24 protein-coding genes are annotated in these 26,027 nt (G+C 47.5%); 2 read left to right on the top strand and 22 right to left on the bottom strand.

Translation table 11 applies throughout. The annotated features are described in order from the left end of the window. Nucleotides 1-18 precede the first annotated feature (18 nt). Complete coding sequence (locus tag Ga0451573_RS18245) at nt 19-681, top strand: alpha/beta hydrolase (protein ID WP_231685598.1); 663 nt, start codon at nt 19-21, stop codon at nt 679-681. A 113-nt stretch (nt 682-794) separates the two neighbouring features. Further along, nucleotides 795-1,235 (top strand): DUF6789 family protein, encoded by a 441-nt coding sequence (locus Ga0451573_RS18240; RefSeq protein ID WP_231685597.1) that lies wholly within the window; start codon nt 795-797, stop codon nt 1,233-1,235. Between the two features lie 8 nt (nt 1,236-1,243). On the opposite strand, the gene Ga0451573_RS18235 is transcribed toward Ga0451573_RS18240, so the two are convergent. The 22 genes from Ga0451573_RS18235 to Ga0451573_RS18130 form a co-directional block, all read right to left on the bottom strand. Beyond that, nucleotides 1,244-2,935: an Rne/Rng family ribonuclease gene (locus Ga0451573_RS18235; RefSeq protein ID WP_231685596.1), complete on the bottom strand. Its 1,692-nt coding sequence runs from the start codon at nt 2,933-2,935 to the stop codon at nt 1,244-1,246. Further along, nucleotides 2,928-3,680 (bottom strand): TIGR03936 family radical SAM-associated protein, encoded by a 753-nt coding sequence (locus tag Ga0451573_RS18230; RefSeq protein WP_231685595.1) that lies wholly within the window; start codon nt 3,678-3,680, stop codon nt 2,928-2,930. Before Ga0451573_RS18230 ends, Ga0451573_RS18235 begins: the two co-directional genes overlap by 8 nt. Continuing rightward, nucleotides 3,667-5,541 (bottom strand): TIGR03960 family B12-binding radical SAM protein, encoded by a 1,875-nt coding sequence (locus tag Ga0451573_RS18225; RefSeq protein WP_231685594.1) that lies wholly within the window; start codon nt 5,539-5,541, stop codon nt 3,667-3,669. Before Ga0451573_RS18225 ends, Ga0451573_RS18230 begins: the two co-directional genes overlap by 14 nt. Before the next feature lie 89 nt (nt 5,542-5,630). Next, on the bottom strand, nt 5,631-6,515 hold the full coding sequence (locus Ga0451573_RS18220; RefSeq protein WP_231685593.1) for a M50 family metallopeptidase: 885 nt from the start codon (nt 6,513-6,515) through the stop codon (nt 5,631-5,633). A 13-nt stretch (nt 6,516-6,528) separates the two neighbouring features. Beyond that, a complete protein-coding gene (locus Ga0451573_RS18215; protein WP_231685592.1) occupies nt 6,529-7,290 on the bottom strand; it encodes a M23 family metallopeptidase in 762 nt (253 codons plus the stop codon). A gap of 147 nt (nt 7,291-7,437) precedes the next feature. Beyond that, nucleotides 7,438-8,574, bottom strand: coding sequence for a rod shape-determining protein RodA (gene rodA, locus Ga0451573_RS18210; RefSeq protein WP_231685591.1), 1,137 nt, complete (start codon nt 8,572-8,574; stop codon nt 7,438-7,440). 133 nt (nt 8,575-8,707) lie between these two features. Beyond that, complete coding sequence (gene minE, locus Ga0451573_RS18205) at nt 8,708-8,995, bottom strand: cell division topological specificity factor MinE (RefSeq protein WP_231685590.1); 288 nt, start codon at nt 8,993-8,995, stop codon at nt 8,708-8,710. Nucleotides 8,996-9,023: 28 nt separating this feature from the next. Further along, entirely contained in the window at nt 9,024-9,818 is a 795-nt protein-coding gene (minD, locus tag Ga0451573_RS18200; protein ID WP_231685589.1) for a septum site-determining protein MinD, read from the bottom strand. Between the two features lie 24 nt (nt 9,819-9,842). Then, a complete protein-coding gene (gene minC / locus Ga0451573_RS18195; protein ID WP_231685600.1) occupies nt 9,843-10,241 on the bottom strand; it encodes a septum site-determining protein MinC in 399 nt (132 codons plus the stop codon). Between the two features lie 465 nt (nt 10,242-10,706). Then, on the bottom strand, nt 10,707-12,737 hold the full coding sequence (locus tag Ga0451573_RS18190; protein ID WP_231685588.1) for a penicillin-binding protein 2: 2,031 nt from the start codon (nt 12,735-12,737) through the stop codon (nt 10,707-10,709). 25 nt (nt 12,738-12,762) lie between these two features. Then, entirely contained in the window at nt 12,763-13,263 is a 501-nt protein-coding gene (gene mreD / locus Ga0451573_RS18185; RefSeq protein WP_231685587.1) for a rod shape-determining protein MreD, read from the bottom strand. Then, nucleotides 13,263-14,129 carry a rod shape-determining protein MreC gene (mreC, locus tag Ga0451573_RS18180; RefSeq protein WP_231685586.1) on the bottom strand — a complete coding sequence of 289 codons (867 nt, stop codon included), beginning with the start codon at nt 14,127-14,129 and terminating at the stop codon, nt 13,263-13,265. The genes mreD and mreC overlap by 1 nt, the downstream gene beginning before the upstream one ends. A gap of 15 nt (nt 14,130-14,144) precedes the next feature. Then, nucleotides 14,145-15,182 carry a rod shape-determining protein gene (locus Ga0451573_RS18175; RefSeq protein WP_231685585.1) on the bottom strand — a complete coding sequence of 346 codons (1,038 nt, stop codon included), beginning with the start codon at nt 15,180-15,182 and terminating at the stop codon, nt 14,145-14,147. 36 nt (nt 15,183-15,218) lie between these two features. Beyond that, nucleotides 15,219-15,905, bottom strand: coding sequence for a RadC family protein (radC, locus tag Ga0451573_RS18170; RefSeq protein ID WP_231685599.1), 687 nt, complete (start codon nt 15,903-15,905; stop codon nt 15,219-15,221). Between the two features lie 63 nt (nt 15,906-15,968). Continuing rightward, nucleotides 15,969-16,559, bottom strand: a complete 591-nt coding sequence (locus tag Ga0451573_RS18165; protein WP_269438394.1) for a Maf family protein — start codon at nt 16,557-16,559, stop codon at nt 15,969-15,971. 202 nt (nt 16,560-16,761) lie between these two features. After that, nucleotides 16,762-17,073, bottom strand: coding sequence for a (2Fe-2S) ferredoxin domain-containing protein (locus Ga0451573_RS18160; RefSeq protein ID WP_231685583.1), 312 nt, complete (start codon nt 17,071-17,073; stop codon nt 16,762-16,764). Between the two features lie 184 nt (nt 17,074-17,257). Then, entirely contained in the window at nt 17,258-19,045 is a 1,788-nt protein-coding gene (locus tag Ga0451573_RS18155; protein WP_231685582.1) for an NADH-quinone oxidoreductase subunit NuoF, read from the bottom strand. Nucleotides 19,046-19,404: 359 nt separating this feature from the next. Further along, nucleotides 19,405-19,884: an NADH-quinone oxidoreductase subunit NuoE family protein gene (locus Ga0451573_RS18150; RefSeq protein WP_231685581.1), complete on the bottom strand. Its 480-nt coding sequence runs from the start codon at nt 19,882-19,884 to the stop codon at nt 19,405-19,407. A 224-nt stretch (nt 19,885-20,108) separates the two neighbouring features. After that, nucleotides 20,109-20,744 (bottom strand): redox-sensing transcriptional repressor Rex, encoded by a 636-nt coding sequence (locus tag Ga0451573_RS18145; protein WP_231685580.1) that lies wholly within the window; start codon nt 20,742-20,744, stop codon nt 20,109-20,111. Nucleotides 20,745-20,811: 67 nt separating this feature from the next. Next, nucleotides 20,812-21,648: an SPOR domain-containing protein gene (locus Ga0451573_RS18140; protein WP_231685579.1), complete on the bottom strand. Its 837-nt coding sequence runs from the start codon at nt 21,646-21,648 to the stop codon at nt 20,812-20,814. 163 nt (nt 21,649-21,811) lie between these two features. After that, nucleotides 21,812-25,552, bottom strand: a complete 3,741-nt coding sequence (locus Ga0451573_RS18135) for a carboxypeptidase regulatory-like domain-containing protein (protein ID WP_231685578.1) — start codon at nt 25,550-25,552, stop codon at nt 21,812-21,814. A gap of 273 nt (nt 25,553-25,825) precedes the next feature. After that, the coding region (locus tag Ga0451573_RS18130; protein ID WP_231685577.1) for a hypothetical protein at nt 25,826-26,027 on the bottom strand (202 nt) is incomplete at its 5' end.

Raw genomic sequence — 26,027 nt, 5'->3', positions numbered from 1 at the left:
TAACAAAGGAGGGTAATTATGCATACCGGGGAACTGAAGATACCAACATACGGCAGGCCTATTGAAGCATTTTTCATGTGTAGAGGAAAGAGGCCGAACAAGGCCTTTTTAATTCTCCCGGGGAAGGGCTATACAATTAACCACTTTGTCCTGGATTTCCTGTGGCGAATGGCTGCTGAATGCGGGTTTTATTCCTTAAAAGCTGAATATAGAGGTTATACTTACAGACACCTGGGCGAACCCTATGACCACCATTATGCTGCAGCTGATGCAGGTTATGTATTGGATTACCTTAATGAAATGGGTTACCCGCCGGATAAGATAACCGTATGCGGTAAATCCCTTGGTACCATTGCTGTGGGAAGTCTGGTGGCAGACAGGGGCGCTGTGTTTGAAAGAGCAGTCCTGTTAACTCCTGTGCTGTATATAAAAAAAGAAAAGGGAGTTTTCCCCCAATGGGCGGAGTTTAATAAAAAGATCAGCAAACCTTATCTCATCTTTGGCGGCAGTGACCCGTTCTGTGACCGGGAAGCCGCCCGCCAGGTATTCCCTGAAGGACTGATTGAGTGTTACCCGGGTGCGGATCATGGTCTGTCAATTGATGATGACTACCTCCGCACTTTAGAAATACAGAGAGAAATAATCGCAAACGTAAAGCAGTTCATCAGTGAACTGCTTTAGGGAAGAGGTTCGCTGCAGCGAACCTTTTCGGCTTTCCAGGGTATATAATCGATTCATTTAACTAACAATATCCGTGATATAACAAACAAACTATTCTTTAAGCAGGGGGCAAAATGAAAGACAAGTTTATCCTGGGACTGTCTGCCGGCCTGGCAGGTTCTTTAGTCATGGCAGTTCTTCTATGGCTGCTGAACCTGATACCGGGTGTCAGCATAAAAATACTATATGAGATGGCTACCTTGTTTCTCGCAGGCGAATCCGGAGCTCTGGAAAACGGTATAACCGGGACCATAGTACACTTTATCTGTGGTTCAATTATTGGTATGGCAATGCTTGCCCTGTTCCATGTCACGGGGTATGGTTCACCACTGCTCAAAGGCATCGGTATGGGAACATTCACCTGGTTTCTATTCTGCGGCATTTTAGCCAGGTTATTAAACCTGCAGATGCGTGATACCTTCATTGACAGTATGCTGCTCCTGCTATTACATATAGCCTTTGGAATAACTGCAGGCTGGTTCCTGGTCAAATACCGGGACAGAGAAATAACTTAATGCGGTGGTCACTTGCCTACATCAACCATTTTGGCCTTGCAGTATGTCCGGTACACTTTGGTTATCTCAACAGGCACAGTTTCCCCGATCAGGGAATTGGCCCCCTCTATGTCCACAATAAACCCGTTGACCCTGCCAATACCATCATAGATATTCGAGGTATGGGGTTCCTCGACCTTAACCTCCAGAATCTGCCCCGGTCTCACCGGAACCCCGATGGCTTCAATTTCCGATTGGGAATGCAGGGCCCGGATGTTAATCACTTCCTGGTGATAGTGTTCACAGCCCCTGACAATGATGTGTTTCCGTGTTTTTGCTTCCATCTCCCTGAGATTAGCCCCGCTCCCGCCGATAAGCAGAGAAGCTACCGAAGGGTGGACCTCCACCAGGACAGCTTCGGCGCTGGTATGCTGAGCCAGTTTAATAATCTCGTTCTTGGCTCTGATGCTAATAGTTTCCTCAGACAGCACCCTGCCTTTACCCTCACAATAAGGACATTGTTTCAGCAGTACATTCTCCAGGCCTTGGCGAACCTTTTTCCTGGTCATTTCCACAAGTCCCAACTGGGTTAGACCCAGGACATTGGTCTTGGTCTTATCCTTTTTGACCTCGTCCTCCAGTTTTCGGACAACCTGGTTTTGGTGTTCCAGACTGGGCATATCAATAAAATCTATGATAATTATACCACCGATATTCCTTAATCTGAGGTGCCTGGCAATCTCAGTACATGCCTCAAGGTTTGTCTTCAGAACAGTATCTGCCAGGTCTGTACTGCCCACATATTTCCCCGTATTAACATCAATAGCCGTCAGAGCTTCGGTACGGTCGATGACAATATGTCCTCCGCTCTTGAGCCATACCCTTGGCTTAAGAACTTTCTCAATCTCTTCTTCTATGCCGTATTTTTCAAAAAGGTTTTCCTGTTCGTACAGGTTGACCCTGTTTTTTAAATCAGGTGAAGTAAGCTCCATGAGTTCAAGTACTTTCTCATATTCATAACGGGAATCAATAATCAGATTGTCTATGTCCTCAGTAAAAAGGTCTCTCAGTATTCTCTGGATAAGTTCCAAATCCTTGTGAATCAGGTTCGGAGCAGGTCCGTGAAAAGCCCGGTTCTGGATTTTTTTCCAGAGCCTTGTTAGCAGAGAAATATCCTGCTGGAAATCCTCTTCGGAAAGACCCTCTGCAATTGTCCTCACAATCAACCCCATGCCCGGAGGCTTAACTCTTTCCGCAACTGAGCGGAGGCGGTCCCTTTCTGCTTCATTTTCAATCCGCCGCGAAATACCGACATAATCAACGGTAGGCATAAGTACCAAAAACCTTCCCGGAAGCGTCATATGGGTGGTTACCCGAGCCCCCTTGGTGCCGATAGGTTCTTTGGCTATCTGGACCAGAACCTCCTGGCCGGCTTTAAGGACATCAACTATGTTCAGCTTAACCCCGGGGTCAGCTTCATGACCGGAAATTCCCGATGCCAGGGCGTCTTCAACAAACAGAAAGGCATTCTTTTCCAGCCCGATATCAACAAAAGCCGCCTGCATCCCGGGCAGGACATTTTCAACCTTCCCCTTGTAAATATTGCCCACAAGCCTCTGGTTAAGAGAACGCTCTATGTATATTTCAACTGCTACCTTGTCTTCCATTACAGCAACCCGGGTTTCTTCCTCCCGGACATTTACCAGTATCTCCTTAAGCAAAGCTGTCACCTCCTCCTTTAACCTTGCCCTCTTTATCTCCATCTATGCTGCCCATGTCCATGGGAGTCAGCAGCCTGCCATCATGTTCCGTATAGAGTCCGGCCCGGTTAATCTGGGGCAGGTCGGCATCGAATTCGTTGTCCAGGTAATCCGCAAGAGTCCGAACCACCTCTTCGGGACGGACATTACCCTCACTTCCGGTGACAGTCAGAATTGAAAAGTTAATTTTGTCCTCAATAACTGCTCCAGCAAGCTTCTTTATTCCCGGCCGAATATTCCGGGGCTGGAAACCTTTCTTCGTCAGTTTCATTATCATCACTTCGGAAGAATTCATATATCGGGCTATCCCTTCTGTGAGGGACTCTGTAACAAGAGGAACTTTCAGCGGTACAATAATCCTGTAATCCGCCCGGTTCACAATTGCCATCAGGGCAGGGGAATTATCAGGCACGACCATAGCTCCTGATATTTTAATTCCTGCCGGGAGGACCCCGGAAATTCCTGACATGACTTCACCTGCAGCCATCGTCTCCCTGAGTTCGATATCAATATACTCCCTGTCACTGGTTACTCCTACTGCCAGCGCAGAAGCAAAATTCATTTTGGGGTGAGGATTAAAACCCTCTGAAAAAGCAATAGGAATTCCAGCCCGGCGAATTGCCCTCTCAAATGCCTTCACAATATCAAGGTGAGATAAAAATCTGACCTGGTCTCCTTTGGAAAACTCCATTCTAACCCGGGGCATTAGTCTTCGCCCCCTTTAAATCAACAGATGCCGGAAGGTTCTGGCAGACCCCGCAGACAGTACATTTCTCGTGCCTGCAGTCAGCTGTGGTCTCCGCACCGAATGCCTTTTTGTACTCAGAAAGCAGAAATTCTCTGGTCACTCCTGCATCAATATGGTCCCAGGGCAGGACCTCATCCAGATCAAATTCTCTGCTGGCATAAAACTCCGGGTCCACACCGGTTTCCCGGAACGCCTGCTGCCATACCTCATATTTAAAGTGCTCATTCCAGCTATCAAACTTACAGCCAAGCGCCCATGCCCTCTCCAGGGCTGCTGCCACCCTGCGGCTGCCCCTGGCAAATACAGCTTCTATACTGCTCAAACGGGCATCATGCCAGTTAAAATTAATTCTGCGGTGTTTTAACTTCTTGGCCAGGTAGCGCTGCTTTTCCTGCAGCGACTCCATGCTGTCCTGAGCCACCCATTGGAACGGGGTATGGGGTTTTGGTACAAACGATGAAGCGCTTACGGTAATCCTGAGTCTCCCAAACCGGTTTCCCAGAATATCCCGTCCACGGTCCACCACCTTAAAAGCCAGGTCGGCGATACCATCAAGGTCCTCATAGGTTTCTGTCGGCAAGCCAATCATAAAGTACAGCTTAACTGAAGTCCAGCCTGCCTCAAAAGCTCCGGTGACTGCTTCCAAAAGGTTTTCCTCAGTTACCCCTTTGTTGATAACATCACGCATTCGCTGGGTTCCTGCCTCGGGAGCAAAAGTAAGCGTCGTTTTCCTGACCCGCTGCACCTCTTTGGCCAGGTCAACGGAAAAGGAATCTGCCCTTAGTGACGGCAGGGACACCCCTACCCCCTCCGAACCATACTTGTCCATCAGTGAAGCCAGAACACCCTGGACACAGCTATAGTCGCTGGTACTCAGGGAAGTCAGGGATATCTCATCATAGCCTGTGTTTTTAACCAGGTTCTCAGCCTGATTAATTATCGTTTCCGGCCTTTTCTCCCTAACCGGCCGATAAATCATTCCCGCCTGACAAAAACGGCAGCCCCTGCTGCAGCCCCTGAGTACCTCCAGCATGATCCGGTCATGGACAATCTCCATAAAAGGCACTATTGGGTTAGTCGGAAAATCTACCCTATCCAGGTCTCTAACCACTCGCTTGGTCACCCTGGAAGGAACGAAAGACACTTGAGGGACCACCCCTCTGATGGTCCCGTCATCATGATAACTAACTTCATAAAACTCAGGGACATATACTCCCGATACTCCGGCCAGGTCTTTAAGCAGTTCACTCCTTTTTCGCGTTGTGGAACCCTGCTTCCAGTTTCTGATTATCCCAATAATATCATGGATGGCTTCCTCACCTTCCCCCAATAGGAAGGCATCAATGAACGGCGCCAGCGGTTCCGGATTATATGCAGTGGGCCCTCCGGCCAAAACCAGCGGCCAACTGTCATCCCGCTGTGCTGCCCTCAGGGGGATCCCTGCCAGATCCAGCATATTCAGCAGGTTGGTATAACTCATCTCATACTGAAGGGTAAAAGCAACTGCATCAAATTCAGCCAGGGGCTTAACAGACTCAAGAGAAAACAGCGGCAGACCATGCTGCCTCAACTGTTCCTCCATATCAACCCATGGCGCAAAGACCCGCTCCATTAGCGTATCTTCCCTGTTATTGACAATATGGTACAATATGCGCAGGCCCAAGTGAGACATCCCTACTTCGTAAACATCGGGAAAAGCAAAAACCATCCTGACAGGCATAGCCTCCCAGTCCTTATGAACAGAATTCCATTCATTCCCTTGGTATCGGGCTGGTTTCTGTACCTTGGGCAATATCCTGTTTTCAATAAATTGTTTCATCTGCCGGTATCCTCCCAGTTTTGATATTACATTAGGTATTATACCCAAAGGATGGTATTATTCAATTCTACAGCTGAAAACAAATTCCTTTATTTTTTCTTCCCTGCCATTAACCTAAGAGGGGTCTCCGGACCCCTCCTGATCATTTCATCTATAATCTCCCCTTCGGTAAAAGTACCCTTAACCAGGTGATCTTTTCCAATAACAACTACCAAGTGGTATTTTCTGGGGACAAAATTCTTGACAACATCCTTCAGGCACGAAGACTCCAGAGCAGCCACCTGACGGACCAGCATTATGCCTTCGCGGAAAAGTTCCTCTTTTTTGCGGGTAAGGAATTTCATAAAAATAAACATAACTGACCCCTTTTCCTTTGATGCCGAATAAATCAGAAAAAGTGACACTATCAGACAGCTAACATCCTCTCCACCGCTGCTGAACCAAAGCCAGCTTCCCGTTGCTGCCATAACTGCACCCAGCGCCTGAGATAAAGCCACCGCATTTTCGGTGGCCCTTTTTACCCCTTGATGCAGTGAAAGAAATGCCCGCAGAACCCGTCCTCCGTCCAGCGGAAATGCCGGCAGCAGGTTAAATATCCCCAGCATTATATTCCACTGAATGAAGAAGCCCAGCCAATACTCGTTTCCTATCCCCAGCCTATAGAGCAGGTAACCCAAAAATGCCAGAAAGGCATTTGTCAATGGTCCCGCTGCGGCCACATAAGTTTCGGTCACAGGCTCAGACTCAATATTTCCCTCAAGCCTGGCAACTCCTCCAAAAGGAAGCAGCTCAACTTCCCTTATCCTTAATCCATAGCCCACAGCTACTGCCACATGTCCCATCTCATGCAGGAATACGATGCTGAAAATTATCAGAGCCTGGCTCAGGATACCAAAGTACCAATAGACAATAAATAACAGAATAAAAAATATATTCAGCCGGAAATCCACTCCGAAAACAGTTAATAGTCTCATGTCCGACCGGTTTTTACGGGACGGGGCTGCTGCCGGTTTCCAATGCGCTGAGCGGGTCCACCGGCCGACCGTCAATAATCACTTCGAAGTGGAGATGAGGCGCTCCCTCACCCGGCGTTCCTGATTTGGCAATGATGTCACCGGCTTTAACAGTCTGCCCGGCGCTTACGGAGATTTCAGAAAGATTGGCATACCGGACCATTTCCCCAGAATCGTTTTTCACCAGGATATATTTTCCGAACCCGGCGCTTTCCGATATTTTCTCCACCATTCCCCCGGCAGCGGCCTTCACTTCAGTCCCTGCGGGAACCCCGATATCTATACCCTCATGGAACACCTGGGCATTGTCCTCACCTTCACTTACCCAGCCATATTCGCGGATAACGTTTCCAGATACAGGCAGCAGCAGCTGTTTCTTGGTAGTTTGAGTTACTGCCCTGGTTGGGGCCGAAATATCATCAATTACCGGCCATTCCAGGTTGCCTACATGAGAAGCAAGCTGAATGACCCTGTAGAAAACCGGCTGTACATCAGTTTCATAGGTAAGCAGGTATCGGATACCGTTTTTGAGCGCTCCGGTAAAAGGTATCTCCATCCTGAACAGACCTAACACTAATAAACATACAGCCCCCGAGACAAAGAGCTGCAAGACCCATCTTGACATCCGAAATTTCTTCCTTCCGAAGGCCGATCCTGAAACAGGCTTATAGTTATGGTAAATGTAGTCAGGATCAGAGCGTTCCTCCGGGCGTTTGCTACCGATATTAATTTTCATTGGCTTCCCCTCCGGCTGGCTATTTCTTACATAATGTATATTTAGAGCCACCCCAAAGTATGACAAGCAGTTATCTTCGAAAACTCAAAAGGAGAGTCACCTGATTTGGTGACTCTCCTGATTCTGACAAACAGTGCTGCAGACCCGTCAAAACGTGAGCACCTGCCGTCTGAGAAAAACATCCAATAATATTCCGACACCCAGCATATTAGCCAGCATAGAGCTGCCCCCATAACTGAAAAAAGGCAGAGGGATACCTGTTATCGGCATAATTCCAGCCGCCATACCAATGTTGACCAGAAGGTGGAATACAATCATGGAAACAATGCCGGTTGCCAGCAGGGTTCCCAGCATGTCTTTTGATTTCATGGCAATCCGGATACCTCGGAAAACAAACATATAAAACAGAGCCAGGAGCGCTATAACACCTACAAAGCCCAGTTCTTCTCCGACTACGGAAAAAATAAAGTCATTTTTCTGTTCGGGAAGGAAATTGAGCCTGGTCTGTGTCCCCTGATAAAGGCCTTTGCCCCATAAGCCTCCGGAACCAAGGGATACCATTGACTGGATAACGTGATAACCGGCATCCTTGGGGTCTTTGTACGGGTCCACAAAAATTGTCAGGCGATCAAGTTGGTAGTCTTTCAAGGGTTTATCAAAACCAAATACAAGTTGTGCCGTAAGGATACCGCCCACCAGCAGGGAACCGATCAACACCAGAATAAGCAGGTGTGAAGGCTTGGCTCCGGCCACAAACATCATCCCAAAATAAATCCCAACAAAAACCAACCCGGTACCCAGGTCAGGTTGTAGAATAATCAGCATCATGGGAACACCAAAAAAGATAAAGGTAGGGATAAGGTCGCGAAACTTGTTCAGTTTTCCCTCTTTACCTGCCAGGTACACCGCAAAGGTAATTATCATCGCAATTTTAGCAAATTCTGAAGGCTGGAGGTTAAAAGACCCAACAGATATCCAGGACTGGGCGCCTTTTTGTTCCTCTCCGAAAAACTTCACAAACACGAGCAGCAAAACATTCATAGCATAGATAAACTTGGCATACTTGGTAAATCGCGTATAGTCTATTTTAAGGATAATACCAATTCCAATCAACCCCAGAACAAACGACAGGGCCTGTTTTTTCACATATATATCGGCATCTCCGCCCCTGGTCATAGTAGCATGTGTCGCACTGCTCAAAATAATCAATCCATAAACAACAATCAGTATTATGGTAATGAGGAGAGTAAAATCAAAGTTTCTTATCGCTCTGCGGTCAATCAATTAATGTTCCCCTCTTTCGTCCAAGGCTATTATCATTATATATCATCTACCCGGCCCAAATCCACCCCTCATTCTAAAGCTTTCCCGCATACAACACAAAAAAAAATTGGGCCGACGCCCAATTTTTTATCATTTAACCAATCTTTTCCTTCCGGTTGGATGTCCTCTTCATCCTCAGGACAGGAATATTGGCTACCAGAGCCACTGTATTATTGGAGCTATCCAGATTAACCTCGAGAGCATTTTCATCAATCTCCATATAATTGGAAATGACCTTTATCAGATCTTCCTTCAAGTCCTCAATCAGCTGAGGAGACATATCTGCTCGATCATGAACCAACACCAGACGCAGCCGTTCCTTAGCAACATTTTTACTTGAACTGGTATCTTTCCCGAACACCCGTAATAGAAAATCCAGCAATTCCCGTTCCCCCTCTCTACTATTCGGATTACTTAAATCCGATAAGCTTTTTGAGCTTGTGCATAATTCCTGTTTCTGCTTGCAGGTCCATTAAGGGTACATCTTCACCGGTTATTCTTCTTGCCATATTTCGATAAGCCTGTCCAGCGTGGGAATTGCTATCGAGAACAGCCGGTTCACCTTTATTAGTAGTAATGACAATCGTTTCATCTTCAGGGACGACTCCCAGGAGGTCAATAGCCAGGATGTCGATAATATCATCAATGCTCATCATGTCTCCTCTTTTAACCATGAGAGGCCTGAGCCGGTTAACAATAAGCTTCGGGTTGTGTAATTCAGCCGCTTCCAATAAGCCGATAATCCTGTCGGCATCACGGACAGCCGATACTTCCGGGGTAGTAACCACGATAGCCTTCTCGGCGCCGGCGATGGCGTTTTTAAAACCCTGTTCAATTCCAGCAGGACAATCAATAATTACAAAATCAAACTCTTTTTTTAGCTGGGCACATAGTTCACGAATCTGGTCAGGAGTCACCGCGGTCTTATCCTTAGTCTGAGCGGCAGGCAGAAGGTGCAGTCCTTCAAAGCGCTTATCTTTGATCAGGGCCTGTTTTAACCTGCAGTTCCCGTGAGTCACGTCAACAATATCATAAACTATCCTGTTTTCCAACCCTAAAACAACATCCAGATTCCGTAAACCTATATCCGTATCCACCAAGACTACCTTATGACCCAAAGCTGCCAGTCCGGTTCCAATATTAGCCGTAGTGGTGGTTTTGCCAACCCCTCCTTTTCCAGAGGTTATTACAATGACTTCTCCCATGTTTTGTCCTCCTCTTCCTAATCTTTAGCCAATTTTTGTTTGCCTGTCCTGTCCCATCTGATATACTTCAATCACTACAACACCGTCTTTTATTCTGGCTATTTCCGGATACTCCGGCGTTAAGTAATCACCGTCAGGCGCTCTGGTAATATGATTTGCTATCCGCAGCTGTGTCGGCTGAAGCTTAAATGCCGCAACAGTCGCAGTTTCATTCCCCAATGCCCCTGCATGAACTACGCCACGCAATGCACCCATGACCACAATATTTCCCGAGGCAACTATTTCTGAGCCCGGGTTAACATCTCCCATTACAACTACATTGCCATCAAACCGGATACTCTGGCCGGACCTTACGGTCCTTTGTATCAGAATTGTGTTATCATCAGCAAAAGCCTCCTGCCACGGGCCCCTGTTTTCCAACACTCTGGAGTCTGTTTTCGTCTGCTCGGCAGGCTCGCCGGCCTCAGCTTTAATCTCATCCGCTTCGGGAATTGCTGTCCCTGGAAGGAAGTCCTCACTTTCATCCTGAGCCGGCTCCCGCTCAGCCTTTTTAAGTTTCGGTCGTTCTTTTTTGGTTTCCTTTGCCGTAACAGTTTCCTTTACCGTAACAGTTTCGCCTTCTTTACCTTTCTCCTGTTCTGTATCAACTAAATCCGGATTGATATCAGCGTCCTTAGCTCCATTTGCTTCGTTTTTAAAAAACAATTTCTTACCTTTAGAACTTTTGGTCTTCTTCACTTTGGTTCTCCTCCTGAGCCAAAAAGGCTCAAAATATCCTGAATCATTGGATTTAAATTCTACAAAAGGTAGTCAAATCCTCCTGTATCAACAAAAAAAACGAGGTCTTTTTACCTCGCTTTTCTCGAATATTTAGACAAAAACAGCCCCTTATTCTTCGGAAACCCCACCCTGGGGGATCTGATTTCTGTCAATTTTGAAATACTCTGCCAGGAGGTCCCTGACAACTAAACCTGCTGAACTGCCGCCATGTCCGGCATATTCGATAATACCTGCTACCGCAACCTCTGGTTTGTCGTAAGGAGCATAGGCGACAAAAAGTCCGTGAGTAGGTTTGTCTTTTCCGTTTTTGTCTTTTCCGGTCTGTGCAGACCCTGTTTTTCCGGCAACTTCGACGGGAAACTCCCTGAAAATACCGTAAGCGGTACCTCCAGGCTCAGCAACCGCCCTCATGCCGCGTCTGATAGCAGCCAGTGTTTCAGGACTGACATCAACTTTACCGACTTCCTTTTTGTCATATTTTTTGACAATATCACCCTTGTAGTCAACAACACTGTCCACTAAATAAGGCTGATATCTGATACCGCCGTTGGCTATTGCGGCAACATAGTTGGCAAGCTGGAGGGGAGTATAAAGGTTATAGCCCTGACCAATTGACATGATGATGGTTTCATATTCACGCCATTCAACAGACCAGTGTGCCTCATTATCATACTCCTTCTTTTTCCACTTGAGCTCATTCTCCTTTTGTCTGAGCAGCCGTTTCTTTTCACTCTCAGATTTAGCATTGCCAATCTTCTCGGCATACTTATCTTCGATCTCCTGGTACATCTCTTCATACTTCTTCTGCAGTGAAGGCTCATTAAGTTCCCTTTTCCATTCCTTACTCGGTATCAGCCCTGAAGCCTCATTAGGCAGGTCAATCCCGGTCTTCTGACCCAGACCGAATTCCCGCACATATTTGGTCAGATTTTCAACACCCGCTCTCAGCCCCATCTGGTAAAAGTAGACATTACAGGAAGTCTGGATTGCCTTAACCAGGTTAACCGTACCATGACCTGAAGGCTTCCAGCACCCGTATGAACGGCCAAACAAGCGAACTGAGCCAGGGTCAAAATAGGTATCGTGAATAGTAGCCTTACCAGACTCCAGAACTGCCGCAGCGGTAATCATTTTAAAGGTGGAGCCGGGCGGATAACCCATCATGGCCCTGTTATTAAAGGCCGGAAACGGGTTGGTTTCTTTACCTCCAAACAGAGCCTCACTCTGCTCAGGAGTAATTTTCCCATTAAACAAATTGGGGTCAAAACCTGGTTTACTGGCCATAGCCAGTACCTTTCCCGAGTTCACGTCAACCATAACAACTGCTCCAGCCCTGGCATCCGGGTATCCATTCTGCTGCAGAGAAGCCATGGTCCGGTCCATGGACTCTTCAGCAGTTTTCTGCAGCCTGTAATCTATATTTAAAACAAGATTATTACCCGGTATAGGCTGTTCTTTGGCAAGCTCCCTGACCGGATGCTGGGACTTATCAACTTCAACCAGAAGGTTGCCGTCCTGCCCCCGCAGAAACTCCTCATACATATTCTCAAGCCCCGCCTGACCATACCTGTCCCCCATGCTGTAGCCATCATCCTTATGCCTTTCCAGCTGTTTCTCGGTAATCTCCCTTACGTACCCGAGAATATGTGGCATAAAATCCTGATAAACATATTCCCGCATCGGTTCTACGGCAATTTCCACACCAGGCAGGTCTGCCCTGTTTTCCTCAATTTTTGTCACTACCTCCAAAGGTACGTCTTTAGCAATTCTAATGGGTTCAAACTTCCTAATGCCGGGGTCTTTGATTTTTTCCTTAATTTCGTTTTCATCAATTGCCAGAATTGACGCCAGGGTAGCCGCAACCTTATCAAGGTCCTGGTCTTGGATGCCAAGCCAGCTTACGGACACACTGTATACCGGACGGTCTTTAGCAAGAATAACCTTCCCAGTACTGTCAAAAACTTCTCCTCTCTTCGCAGGAATGGTAACCGGCCTGATTCTGTTCTGCTCCGAAAGGGTTGTAAACCGCTCTGTCTGTACCAGTTGAACGTAAGCAATCCTGGAAATCAGGACGGCAAATATAATCGTGACAAGGGCCAAAAAAACCTTCAGTTTTTTGACCAGGATTTTTTCAGTCATCCAGAGCCCCCCGATTAAATGATTATTACCTTTCTGTTACTCTCAGCAGCCCCTTAGTTGACGATCGATAAAACTTGCCATATATAAAAGGTGTCAGGCAGCTGTTATAGATGGCAGCAGATATCATAACACTCCTGAGAGCGCCAATATCCCCCCCTGACATCCCTTCAAACTGCCTTAACAGGTAAAGTACTGTTTCACTCATTAGTGTAGCCACAAATATTATCGCCATGGGAATTAAAACATTTTCCTTGTAAATCTTCTTTTCCAGCATTCCAAAAGCAAAACCCACAACTATCTTGGCAAGAGCATTCATTCCCAGGTTCTGACCGAACAATAAATCCTGCAGCAAACCTCCGATGGCTCCGGCTATGGCGCCCTCCCTGGAACCGTGCAGCAGGGCATAAAATACTGTTATTATCAATACAAAATCAGGTTTAACACCGGCAACAGTGAGATGGGAAAAAATCGTGGATTGAAGTATCAAACCAATCAGAAACAAAACGGTAATTACCAGGTAACGCATTACGCCCCCCCCCCGTCAAGAGGAGCAGTTTCACTTATCGCTGAAACACTTCTAATAATTAGCACCTCTTCGAGTTCATTGAAATCCACAAAAGGCCTGACAGTGGCATATTTCACCAGCCCATTTGACTCCAGTTCGATCTCGGTTATGGTTCCTATCGGCAGTCCTTTGGGGAAAACCCCGCCAAGGCCCGAAGAAATAACAGTCTGTTTGGCAGTAACCGGAGCTTCCTTGGAAAGATGAATCATTTTCAGCATTCCGGAGTCATCGGCTTTTCCCTCAATGACTCCCGGCACCCGGTTTATTTGGATCAAGCTGCCCACGGCACTGCTGCTGTCTATAATCAGCAATACCTCCGCAGAGTCAGCGGATACATTAATAACACGCCCCACCAACCCCTTACTGGTTACCACAGCCATGTTTTTCGCCAAACCGTCACTTTCTCCCCTATTGACGGTAATTGTACGGAACCAGTTTGACGGATTTCTGCCTACAACTGAGGCAGATACAGTATTATAATCTCGGGCTACGGTGTCCTTGAACTGCAGTAACTCCCTTAACCGCAGGTTTTGGTATTCGTATTCCCTGAGCAGGTTATTTTCTGCTTCCAGGCTTGATATGCGTCCTTGGAGCTTTTTATTTTCGCTCTTAATACTTCCAATGGTAAAGACAGACCCAACTGTATCAGAGATACTGTTAACAATACCGGTAACCCCGTGTTCAACCGGGGTTACCACATCCTTGACCACCCTCTCGACAGGGCTGAGACCCTTCCTGTCTTGACCCGTATAGGTTATCAGGACAAGGGCCAGCACAACCAGGCTAAGAAAGCCAAGGACATACCTGTTTACAATGTACCGAAACAACACAACCCCGCCTTTCTAGCCGATTTTCTTCGGGGTAATTAAGACTCTCTTAAGAACATCCAGGTTTTCCAAAACCTTCCCTGTCCCAACAGCTACGCAGAACAGAGGCTCATCTGCAACATAAACGGGCATGCCGGTTTCTTCACTGACCAGTTGATCAAGGCCTCTCAAAAGAGAACCGCCTCCAGCCATGACAATTCCCCGGTCCATAACGTCAGACGCCAATTCCGGCGGTGTTTTTTCGAGAGTTACCTTAATGGCTTCCAGGATGCTGCTGACCGGTTCTGACAAGGCTTTATGAACTTCATCAGATGTAATCTCAACTGTTTTGGGCAGCCCTGTAAGCATGTCACGCCCACGCACCTCATAAAGCTCTTTTTGCGGGAACCGGTATGCTGTGCCAATTTTTATTTTAATTTCTTCAGATGTACGCTCTCCCACCATCAAGTTATATGTCCTTTTAATGTGCTGCATGATGGCTTCATCCATTTCATCACCGGCAATACGCACCGAGCGGCTGGTTACAATCCCCCCCAGGGATATGACCGCAACTTCGCTGGTACCGCCCCCGATATCCACTATCATGTTTCCGGTAGGCTCATGAACCGGCAATCCGGCCCCAATTGCTGCCGCCATCGGTTCTTCGATCAGATATGCCTCCCTGGCTCCGGCCTGTATGGTAGCCTCCCTGACTGCGCGCTCCTCAACTGCGGTTACTCCTGAAGGCACACACACAACAACCCTGGGCCTGATTAGGTGAGGCCTTTTTTTCAGGGCCTTGGTAATAAAATAGCGCAGCATACTCTGAGTGGTGTCAAAATCAGCGATGACCCCGTCTTTCATTGGCCTGATAGCAACTATATTGCCGGGAGTACGACCAATCATTTGCTTGGCCTCTTCACCGACAGCAAGGACATGTCCCGTATCTCTCTGGATAGCAACAACGGACGGTTCGTTAACAACTATCCCCCTGCCCTTGATATATACAGACGAATTGGCAGTACCTAAATCTATACCCATATCCTTGGAAAATATCCCAAACAATCCCAACATTTACTGTGCTCCTTTCAGCTTCATTGGCTGCGCTGACTAGATAATACCCTGCTCCTTAAGGCTTGTGAAACCATTCTCTCCGATAATAATGTGATCAAGGACTTCGATACCGATTAACTTTCCTGCCTCCACAAGCCGACGGGTTATTTCTACATCCTCTGCACTGGGGCTCGGGTCCCCGCTGGGGTGATTATGAGCCAGTACCAGCGCCGCGGCGCTTCTTTTTATAGAGTTCTTAAACAGTTCCCGGGGGTGAACCAGGGATGAATTGAGATTTCCCACAGAAACAGTTTCTATCGTAATTACATGATGCTTAGTGTTTAAAAACACTGCTGTGAAATGTTCCCTGTCAAGGTAACGCATTCGCTCTTTCAGGAGATCAAATACGTCGCGTGGTGATTTGATTGCCTTCCTGGGGTCGGACACTTCAAAAGCCAGGCGTTTCCCAAGTTCAATGGCAGCCTTTAGCTGAGCGGCCTTGGCAGGCCCAATTCCTTTTATGGAATACAGTTCTTCAAGTTCACTTTTTACAAGGCCCAGCAGACCTCCTGTTTTTGTCAGCAGCATGGCGGCAAGGTCCAGGGCATTCATAGAATCAGAACCGGTCCTTAAAAGCACCGCCAGCAGTTCCACGGTACTCAGGGCTTCTACACCATCCCTGAATAATCGCTCTCTTGGTCTCAGATCCTCCGGAAGTTCCTTTATTCTTACCCGGTATTCCAATGGTTCCATTTTTTTGGGTCCTCTCGTCAAACGTAACATTCTCAGGGTTAATAATAAATCGAATTATTGCAGTATTTCAATCCCAAACTGTCTGAGTGCTTCCGCAAGACTGGATAGAGGAAGACCGACAACATTAAAATAACATCCCACTATCCTGTCAACCAGTACGGCGCCCAGCCCCTGGATACCGTATGAGCCGGCCTTATCCATGGGCTCACCTGACCTGACGTAGGCTTCAATTTGAGCATCTGACAACCGGCGAAAAAAAACCTGGGTTATCTCACTGGCTTTTAACAGTCTTCCCGCAGCACAATCAATGACAGAAAAGCCTGTAATCACCAGATGGTCAGTCCCGCTCAAGCTTTTCAATGTATTAATGGCAGCATCAATGTCCACAGGCTTACCCAGAATCTCACCACGGTGAACCACTATTGTATCTGCCCCGATTACAATTCCCTCACTAAGCCGGGCAGCAACAGCCATGGCCTTTCTATATGCCAGTTCAGCAGCTGCTTCGGTAGGAGGTATCCCCGGCAAAACTGTCTCATCCACCGGGTTAACCATCACCTCAAAGCTGAGGCCCACCTGTCGCAACAATTCCTGCCTTCTTGGGGACGCTGAAGCCAAAATTAACTTTTTACTGTTTGGTTCCATTTTTCAACTCTCTTATGGTAAGCTTTTTCTGTAGCTTTCCCCTACTCTTATAAAAAATTCGTACCTTTTGAGGTGATTCAGCCTGCACGTAAATCACAGTTTTTTCCCTTCTCAGTTTATCATTTTTGACATATGATGACAAGCTATTACCTGAACCCGATACGCAGTATTCAAAATTTTATAATTTATGTTATTTCAGTCCTCAGGATATCTGTCCGGCAACTCTTCTGGCCTTGTCAGGTGTTATGTTAAAATAGGTCACTGCCGGTCTGCCCGGAGCAGCCACCTGCATCACAGGTTCGCGAGAACACATTCCAAGACAGCCTGTATAACTAACTATAACTCCCCGGCTATCTTCGAAGTGCATTTTCAGGGCTTTCAGGACATCCTGCGCCCCTGCCTTGATCCCGCAGGTACCCATACCCACAGTAATCCGTACCTTCTTCCGCTCTCTACTCATCGCCTGTTCCGACAAAATATTCTCCTTTAGTAGTTCCAAATCCTGCAGCGTCATTTTCGGTTCCCCTCCCCAAATTAATAGTACAGATTCAAATTAACCTCTTCGACGAATTTGCTTAAACTCCTTCAGGAACGACGCTGCCTAATAATGGAGAGGGGCTGATTTTCACCGGGCGCTCCCGCCCGCAGACCCAGAAAATGGCCGCCAGGATGGCAGCCATTTTACCGGTAAAAACAAACTATCTCTTAATAGCTTGAAAACAGCATTTCTCTAAACACTGACCGCATTTAATACATTTGTCGGGATCAATTTCGTGAATCTCCCGGGGTTTTCCCCTAATAGCATCAACCGGACATACTTTGGCACAGGCCCCGCATTTTTTACATTCATCAGGGTCAATCCTGATACTGCTGAGTTTTTTACAGACCCCTGCAGGGCATATCTTATCCCTGACATGGGCTATGTACTCATCCTCAAAATACTTTAAGGTGCTCAGCACAGGATTAGGCGCCGATTGTCCCAGACCGCACAATGACGCTTCCTTGATGCCGTGCCCCAACTCTTTGAGGAGGTCAATATCATCTACTGTACCCCGCCCTTCAGTAATCCGTTCCAGAATTTCCAGCATCCTTTTAGTCCCAACCCGGCACGGGGTACATTTACCACAAGACTCATCACAGGTAAATTCAAGGTAGAACTTGGCAATATCAACCATACAATCATTGTCATCCATTACAATGAGACCGCCCGAGCCCATCATAGAACCGACTTCAAGAAGAGTGTCATACTCAATTGAGGTGTCCAGAAGGCCGGCGGGAATGCATCCTCCCGAAGGACCTCCTGTCTGGGCCGCTTTAAACTTACGCCCCCCTGGAATGCCGCCGCCTATATCGTAAATAATTTCTCTCAGGGTTATGCCCATGGGTACCTCAATAAGACCGGTATTGCCAATTTTGCCGGCAATGGCAAAGACCTTGGTACCTTTGCTCTTCTCGGTGCCAAAACCGGTGTACCATTCAGCGCCGTTCAGTATTATTGCCGGAATGTTTGCCAGTGTTTCGACGTTATTAATAAGGGTCGGTTTTCCCCACAAACCTGCCTGAGCAGGAAAAGGAGGTTTGGGCCTGGGTTCTCCCCTGTTCCCTTCTATTGAGGTAATCAGAGCGGTCTCCTCACCACAGACAAAAGCCCCCGCCCCCAGGCGGAGTTCAATATCAAATCCGAAATCTGTTTCAAAAAGACCCCTGCCCAAGAGTCCCATTTCCCTGGCCTGACTGATGGCTGTGGTCAGGCGCTGTACGGCTATAGCATACTCTGCCCGCACATAGACAAACCCCTGGCTGGCGCCGATGGCATACCCTGCAATAGCCATAGCTTCCAGGACCGAATGCGGGTCTCCCTCAAGTATGCTCCTGTCCATAAATGCCCCGGGATCACCTTCATCTGCATTACAGATTACATATTTAAGCTTTCCCGGAGATTTCCTGGCGAGCTCCCATTTAAGCCCGGTAGGGAACCCGCCGCCGCCTCTGCCCCGGAGTCCGGATTTCTTAATAATATTAATTACTTCCTCCGGAGAGTGCTCAGTAAGCGCCGTGCCCAGGGACTTATAGCCATCCCTCGCTATGTATTCCCGGATATCGTCCGGATTTATGTGCCCACAGTTCCTGAGCGCGATCCGTACCTGTTTTTTAAAGAACTCAATATCATCTATTTTCTCCGTAACCTCTTGAGTGACCGGGTCTTTGAAAAGCAGCCTCTCCACAGTCTGCCCCTCAAGGATATGTTTTTCAATGATTTCTCCGACATCCTCTACCCGGACTTCACAGTACATAGTGCCCTGTGGCAGAATAACCATAACCGGGCCGCGGGCACAGAACCCAAAACATCCGGTATGGACGACCCTAACCTGTTCCAGAAGGCCCATTTGTTTAAGCTGTTTTTCAAATTCAGTCTGAACCTCGCGGCTTTCTGCTGATACACAGGCCGTACCACGACAGATAAGAATATGTGAACTATGGGACACTTAGTTACTTCCTCCTTGTACTAATAGTGCTGTAGTCTCTCGGAAATGAATGTGATTATGGTTAGATGTTGTACAAGATTTTCCTTGCACTGCCGCCGTTATGAGTCTTGCTGCGAATCACTGGCAACAAGGCAGGGAGTCCCCGCATATCCGAAGATGGCGAAGGCCGCCGGGAAGTTTTGGCCCGCCAAAACGAGAGGCGGCCATCTTATGAAACAACCCCATGAGCCATCAAGTTCGGGGACGCTGCATTGTTGCCGGGGGATAGCAGCTTAGACTCATAGGCGGCAGTGCGGAAAATCGGTGCAACAGCTAACCATAATCATTCTATGTCGTTTCCGAAAGACTACCAGTAATACTTAGTGCACCTGTTTGTATTTCTCCAACAGTTCCCCCATCTGCTCAGCATTAAGCCTCCCATGCACCTCTTCGTTTACAGTGAGGACCGGGGCCATCCCACAGGCGCCGATACATCTGGTCGCTTCGAGGCCAAATCTGCGGTCGTCACTGATTTCACCTAACTTCAGGCCGAGGTCTTCGCCAATCTTCTCCACCAGGTGTCCCGCTCCCTTAACATAGCAGGCTGTACCCATACAAACAGAGATATTATGTTCTGCTCTTGGAGTCATAGTAAACAAGGCATAAAAAGTAACTACTCCATAGACATCAGCCAGGGGTACGCCAAGACCCTGAGATATGTGGTATTGGACCTCTTCAGGAAGATACCCGTAAACCTTCTGGGCTTCATGCAGCACAGGTATCAGAGCCCCGGGTCTGCCCGCATACTCTTCCAGAATCCGGTCGAGCTTCGTGAGCTTTTCATCATGTTCCAATTCCAATTCAGTTCTCCTCCTGTTCGGTTTAGGAGTTCAAATTCTAGTTTACCTTAACAATCCCCCTTCTATGCGCCTGGCTTAAGTGATTGAGCTTGCAAATAAAAACCCCCCCCGATGCAACGGGGAGGTGTACAATGCCTTTTCCTAATTTGCTGTTCAGTTCCGAAGTGTTCTGTTCCCAAAACATCCATCTTGTTTATATACTCACATTCACTATTAATGTCAGGCTACAGCATGTCCTTAAGACAGAGATGGAATGTCAGTATTTCCAGACGGGTTGATAAGTCAATATCTCTAACCTCAACATCCTCTGGAACTGATAACACAGTCGGGGCAAAATTAAGGATCGCCTTAACTCCGGCATTTATCATCTGGTTTGCAGCCTCCTGGGCAGCTGATGCAGGAACCGTGAGGATGCCGATTTTGACGTTGTTTTCAATGATTAACTTTTCCAGCTTCTCAGTGCCCAATACTTCAAGGTCCATCAACCTTTTGCCGATTTTTGAGAGGTCATTGTCAAATACACCAACTATATCAAAACCGCGTTCACGAAACCCGCGGTATGACACCAGTGCAGACCCCAAATTACCGGCTCCCAATACTACTACTGGCCATTTGGTATTCAGCCCGAGAATTTTCAGAGTGTGTCTAAGCAGGTCCTTGACATTATAACCCACACCCCTTGTACCAAATTCTCCAAAATATGCCAGGTCCTTTCTGACCTGTGCCGGGCTGACTCCCACACCTTCAGCTATTTCCCCCGATGAAATAGTAATAATACCTTTTTTGTCAGCCTGTTCGAGAAAGCGTGAATAAACAGATAATCTTACTATCGTAGCCTCAGGGATCTTCAAGTTCTTCAATTTATTACCTCCTTATATGCCCCCTCCTAAGTGTAAATTATATCATGTCGTACAGGCTTGGACAATGCTAAGTTTTACTGATATTGTTAATTTCCTGCCATAAAAGCAAATAATTGTCCATAAACTCCAGAAGTTTGTACTGTAGCAAAACAACCCCCTCCGGGTCTTTAGTTTCCAGAAAGATGTTCAGCTGATTGTGGAAATTTCCTATCGACTGATGGACGTCCCTAAACCTGTTGTTCATCAGGTCACTGCCGGAGCTTCCTTCAAATTCAAGTAATTGTGTTTTCCGATAAACTTCTTCCAGCACGCTTAACCGGGTGCTGTCCGAATCAAAATCCAGGGCTTCCGGGGATTCTGAAGGAAGTACTGCCACACTCTCCTTCAACCATGCCGTATAAGCCTCTAACGCGGGACCGATTTCTTTAATCAATCTTTCCCTTTCTTGCCCGTACAGCAGGTTTTCGCCATTTATTACAACTGCGCCGGTAAAACTTCCATATCCCTGTTCCTTTAGAGCCACCTTGAGCTGTTCAGTATCCTTGCGCTCGCGGAAAACACCGACCCAAATTCGGTAGGGCGCATTTCTGGTAATATACGGGTTATATCCGAGCTCATGCAGCGGTTTAACCGCTTCCTCTGCACCTCCCCGGTCGGTGTAGACACCTACCTGAAGATAATACAGCGGTACAGGATCGAGCAGAAGATTGCTTTTTTCCTCGGAAGCTGCAACAGGCCTGGAATCAACCGTTATAACCCGCGTGCTTTCAGGGGGTTTGCCCTCACTGATTATCTTTATGAACGTTTCCCCCAATACATAGGCTCCGACAGCTGCTGCTGCACATACTGCAAGAAAACACAGCATAAAACCCATACCAGGCCTGAACCTTATAATCCAGCGCATCAACTCACCCCCATCAACAGTTGGCCTTATAGTCTTAAGATATATTATGGACAGGTTAGCCAAATTAGACCAGAAAAGCAACAAAGGGTAGATATATTCCTGCGGCGGGCTTCACTCCCCTTCCGGAACACATCTACCCCTGTCTTATAATGTTTTAATGTAGTTATTTAAAGAAGATTAATCCTCCACTGCCGTCGGCAGCATAGAGGCGGCCATTGGAAATGGCAACAGCTGTGCATTCTCCGACAGTTCCGGCTACTTCCCTGAGTACCGGGTTAGCCGGATCGGTCCAGTCAATTTTCAGCACTCCTGCCTCCGCAAAGGCTACATAAAAGACAAGCTTGCCATTTACCAGGGTGTAGTCCATTTTGAAGGCCCCGCCTGCCCAGTCTTCATACCCCGATACATACTGGAGCTTGAAACGGCTGACTTCGACAGGCCTGTAATCATACTGAAGCTGGCCGGTAAGACTCTTCTTCCAGACTTCAGTAGGAGATACGCCGTCGGGAAGAGCTTCGGTAAGGTCTGCCATGTTGTAACAGACAACTCCAAAGCTGTCATAACTGAAATATGCCCTGTCACCGACAACTTTAACATCAGTGGCCTGCCCGTCGGCAGCGCCTACTTTTTCATCTTCATATTTGATAGGCTCAAAAACCTTCACAATCTCCATGTTGTTGACATCGGTAATGTCAACAACCCCAACGCCCCGCGGGCCGCAGGCAAGCACAGCATAAGACCTGTCTGATTCCGGGTCATCCCAGAGAGCAATTCCGGAGGCTGTACCCAATGGCGGCTTAAGGCTGCCGGCGCCAATATTGGCGGCTACAAAACCGCTCTCAGGGTCAGTGGAATCCTTGGTGAAGTCATAAACAGTCAGACCGTTGCTGCCATCCGCCACAAAAGCATAATTGCCCTTGATAGCAACGTCATATGCATGGTCCTGATACTGCAGTCCCTTTATAGTACCCCATTCGGCATTATGCTCAAAACAGTCGGTCAGGTCGAGAGGAAGAAGCAATGGATTTCCAACCTGACCTGTACCGTTTTCCACTCCGGAAACGTCAACACGCCTCAAGCCGAGGCTGGCGCTCCCTGACCAGGCCAGGTTATTAACCGGGTCAAAGACCACATTGGTAGCGTGTGAAGCTGGGTAAATCTTGATTCCGTTTACTATTTCAGGGTATTCATCCTGAAGAGTATTGGCAACAAGGTGGACATCATCTGTAGCATAGCCTTCATCGTCAACCAGCTTCCATGCCGATATGCCGTGCGGCCCGTCAGCTACGTAGAGATATTCTCCGGAAGCCGCAATTCCCTGGCTGTGCCCGATAGAAATCGTCTGACCAGGCGTCCCGTCGGGAAAAGCCCCGATTTCATCTGTTGGCGGGAAGTATACCGATACCGCATACCTTTCTTCCATGGTGGGTGCATCCAGGTCCACAATATCTATGAAGTTAAACCCACCGGCGCCGGCACACTCAAGGAGGTCAATTTCACCGGCTGTACTAATAGACATATTGTCCATCAGCAGCAGCCTGTTTCCATGTCCGTTAATCTCAGCAGTAACCAACTCACAGGGAGCTTCATACATCCATTTGGGCATGGATTCATTATCCAGAGCGTCATATGGAGACATATCAAATGAAGTTACAAACTCGCTGTCAGGCCAGTGGTCTCCCATGATACCGTTGGTATCATTATTGTATGGAGCACTGCCCCCCCTCCAATGGAGGTCAGGACTTCCGGCATCTTTGATTATCATCAGTCCGGCAAAGTGGTCGGTCAGATATACATAATCTTCCCTAACCTGAACATCTACCACACCTGACTCCTTCAACATCCCGGCACCAAAATACGGCAGCAGGCTCTCTGACTGTTCCCCGGTGGGTTCCTTGGGACCGTTGGCAGGAACTGCCGGAATATATCCGAGATACCTTGCATTAAACAAAGTGTCAGCATTTGCCCCTGCATTAGGAGCGGTGTTCTGATATCCGGTAATGTCTACAGCTACCAGTCCGCCCAGGGAGTAAGCCAGGTAGGCAATGGTCCTGCCGTTAAATTCGGCGATATCAATGCCCTGGCACTTGTAATAAAACTTGCCGTAGCGATCAAAATCAGCCCATGGTGTGGATGCATCCGCATCGTTCTTCATTACTTCAAGGATTTCAAAACTGGTCTGCCGGAAGTCAGGCATTCCGGTAAATTCGTCGATATATACTTCACCTGTGGCGTTATCTGTATGTACTGCCTGTTTTACGTCCATATTAACAAACCAGTCTTCAGAAACAGCGGCATCGGTATAAAGGTTATACCGGCCCACCTGTTCCAGGGTTATCGGGTCAAAAATTCCCATTCCCAGAGAACCCATACAGGCAAAGATTTTGCCTCCATACAGCTTCAGGTCCAACGGACCTCCCCAGGGGTTTTCCCCGGCATACTGCAGGGTAAACTGTTCGGCTTCAATTAAAAGGGTGCCGTCTCCGCTGGCATCTAGTACCGGTCCGTTTGCTCCCAACAAGTTGACTAGTGCTGTGCGGTGGATTCCGTATTCAGGGTCTGCAATGAAAAGGTCTGTCCCATCTGTTGCCAGTGCGGCAACCGGAGCATTTATACTGGAAATCTCATTATCATATAGTATAGCCCCACCGCCTTCGGTAAAGGTCAGTCCACTCATATAATAATTGATGCCTACGCTAAACTCCTGAACCATATTCTGCGGATTTGTCAGGTCTACAACGGCTATACCCTCGCTGCCCATAGAGACAAGGGCATACCTGACACCATTGTAATCAACTATGTCAATATCATTCACAAATCCCGGAACATAAATATAATTTACCGCACCTGCCTCAGTTCCTACTGGAGTAGTACAGAGTTTACTTCCGATATTAAAGACTACCCACTCTGTCCCATCGTGGCTGAACTTGGCAACAGCGGTAGTAGAGCCGCCAACCTGGACATTTTCCCCCAGAAATGGGTCCATATCAGCAGGTTCCACAAATACAGATATCTTCTGTGAATCCCTGTTGCCATCACTGCCGGTGACAGTCAGCTTGAAGGCAAGTTCAGTATCAACCGCAACGGCCAGTGAACTTACATCCACCACAGCCATATTAAGATCGGCAGAAGTAATATCCACCCTGGGTCCTCCGACCTGGGTCCAGTTGTATACACAGCCTTCCACAGAACCTTCAAAAACTGCATTCAAAGTTACAACAGCAACTGTTCCCTCAACGAAATCTCTGGGATCAGCTGCCAGTGATACGATATTCAGAGCAGCTGACGCCGGGTCAAGAGCAAAGTCAACTGTTTCGGTTACTCCAGGATTTACGGTCACTGATTTGGAAGCAGCATTATAACCGGCGGCTTCAGCAGTCATAGTATATGTCCCCTGAGAAACCTCCAGGGTATAATCCCCGGCAGTCCCGGTGATAGCCGACTGCCCGCTGTCAGTCTGCACCGCGGCCCCGGAAAGGGGCTGCCCGGTGCTTGAGTCGGTCACAGTTCCGGCTAATATCCCGGTGACAGGAGCAGCCTCAGTAAGCGAAATATCAAGTGTGCTTGTATTCGAATTCTTAATGTTTACTGTTGCAGAAAACCTGTTGTATCCGTCTGCCTGGCAGGTTACCGTATACTTCCCTGCCGGCGCTTCAGATATGGAATATGTTCCTGTTTCGTCAGCGGCAGCAGTAAATATGCCTGAACTGCCGGAAGCGCTGACAACAGCCCCGGCAACAGCGGTTCCGGAAGCGGAATCTGTCACCTGACCGGTTATCGTCCCTGATGTTGGGCTTGTCCCCTCTTTGGCGCCCTTGCCGGCATATACCGGACCGGTGAAAAGAGTCATCATAAAAACGAGACACACCAACAGGGAAATAATTTTTCTCGCTTTGGTTGTCATTAATAGAGCCTCCTTAACAATCTTAATGTGCCTTTTCTTTTTTTTCTTATCTCTAAACTCTTCCAAACAAAAGCCCCAACGTCACCTCCGCAAATAATTTCCCGCATAAGCTGAATGCACTACAAAATTCAGTGTTATCAAAAGATTCTGTAAATACTGCTGCTAAAAAAAACCGACTCCTGTCGGTGACTCGCAAAATCACAACAACTTACTAATAGAATAAGTATTAGTATTAATTATAAAACTGCCCCCCACTCTTTTCAACCATTTTTTTCATTTTTTTATACCACAATATGTAATACTACTTTCATGAATATCTAATGTCTGTAAGTCTCCCGGTTCAAAATTTTTTTCTTGCCATAGATTTACCACAATAGAAAGTGATGCTTCACAACTCAAAATCGAGTAAGGTAAAGCCGAAGTAATTTGCTTCGGCTTTATCCTTCTCCCAGAACCGTACGTACGGGCCACGTAT

The organism is Phosphitispora fastidiosa, assembly GCF_019008365.1.
Lineage (GTDB): Bacteria > Bacillota > Thermincolia > Thermincolales > UBA2595 > Phosphitispora > Phosphitispora fastidiosa.
The sequence above is the reverse complement of the archived record's forward strand: the minus strand, read 5'-3'. Positions and strand labels throughout refer to the sequence as shown.

Excerpts from the sequence above, each read along its gene's own strand:
- Ga0451573_RS18245 (WP_231685598.1), top strand. The coding sequence starts at position 19 with ATGCATACCGGGGAACTGAAGATACCAACATACGGCAGGCCTATTGAA.
- Ga0451573_RS18240 (WP_231685597.1), top strand. The coding sequence starts at position 795 with ATGAAAGACAAGTTTATCCTGGGACTGTCTGCCGGCCTGGCAGGTTCT.
- Ga0451573_RS18230 (WP_231685595.1), bottom strand. The coding sequence starts at position 3,680 with ATGCCCCGGGTTAGAATGGAGTTTTCCAAAGGAGACCAGGTCAGATTT.
- Ga0451573_RS18225 (WP_231685594.1), bottom strand. The coding sequence starts at position 5,541 with ATGAAACAATTTATTGAAAACAGGATATTGCCCAAGGTACAGAAACCA.
- Ga0451573_RS18220 (WP_231685593.1), bottom strand. The coding sequence starts at position 6,515 with ATGAGACTATTAACTGTTTTCGGAGTGGATTTCCGGCTGAATATATTT.
- Ga0451573_RS18215 (WP_231685592.1), bottom strand. The coding sequence starts at position 7,290 with ATGAAAATTAATATCGGTAGCAAACGCCCGGAGGAACGCTCTGATCCT.
- minD (WP_231685589.1), bottom strand. The coding sequence starts at position 9,818 with ATGGGAGAAGTCATTGTAATAACCTCTGGAAAAGGAGGGGTTGGCAAA.
- Ga0451573_RS18190 (WP_231685588.1), bottom strand. The coding sequence starts at position 12,737 with ATGACTGAAAAAATCCTGGTCAAAAAACTGAAGGTTTTTTTGGCCCTT.
- mreD (WP_231685587.1), bottom strand. The coding sequence starts at position 13,263 with ATGCGTTACCTGGTAATTACCGTTTTGTTTCTGATTGGTTTGATACTT.
- Ga0451573_RS18175 (WP_231685585.1), bottom strand. The coding sequence starts at position 15,182 with ATGTTGGGATTGTTTGGGATATTTTCCAAGGATATGGGTATAGATTTA.
- Ga0451573_RS18165 (WP_269438394.1), bottom strand. The coding sequence starts at position 16,559 with ATGGAACCAAACAGTAAAAAGTTAATTTTGGCTTCAGCGTCCCCAAGA.
- Ga0451573_RS18160 (WP_231685583.1), bottom strand. The coding sequence starts at position 17,073 with ATGACGCTGCAGGATTTGGAACTACTAAAGGAGAATATTTTGTCGGAA.
- Ga0451573_RS18140 (WP_231685579.1), bottom strand. The coding sequence starts at position 21,648 with ATGCGCTGGATTATAAGGTTCAGGCCTGGTATGGGTTTTATGCTGTGT.
- Ga0451573_RS18135 (WP_231685578.1), bottom strand. The coding sequence starts at position 25,552 with ATGACAACCAAAGCGAGAAAAATTATTTCCCTGTTGGTGTGTCTCGTT.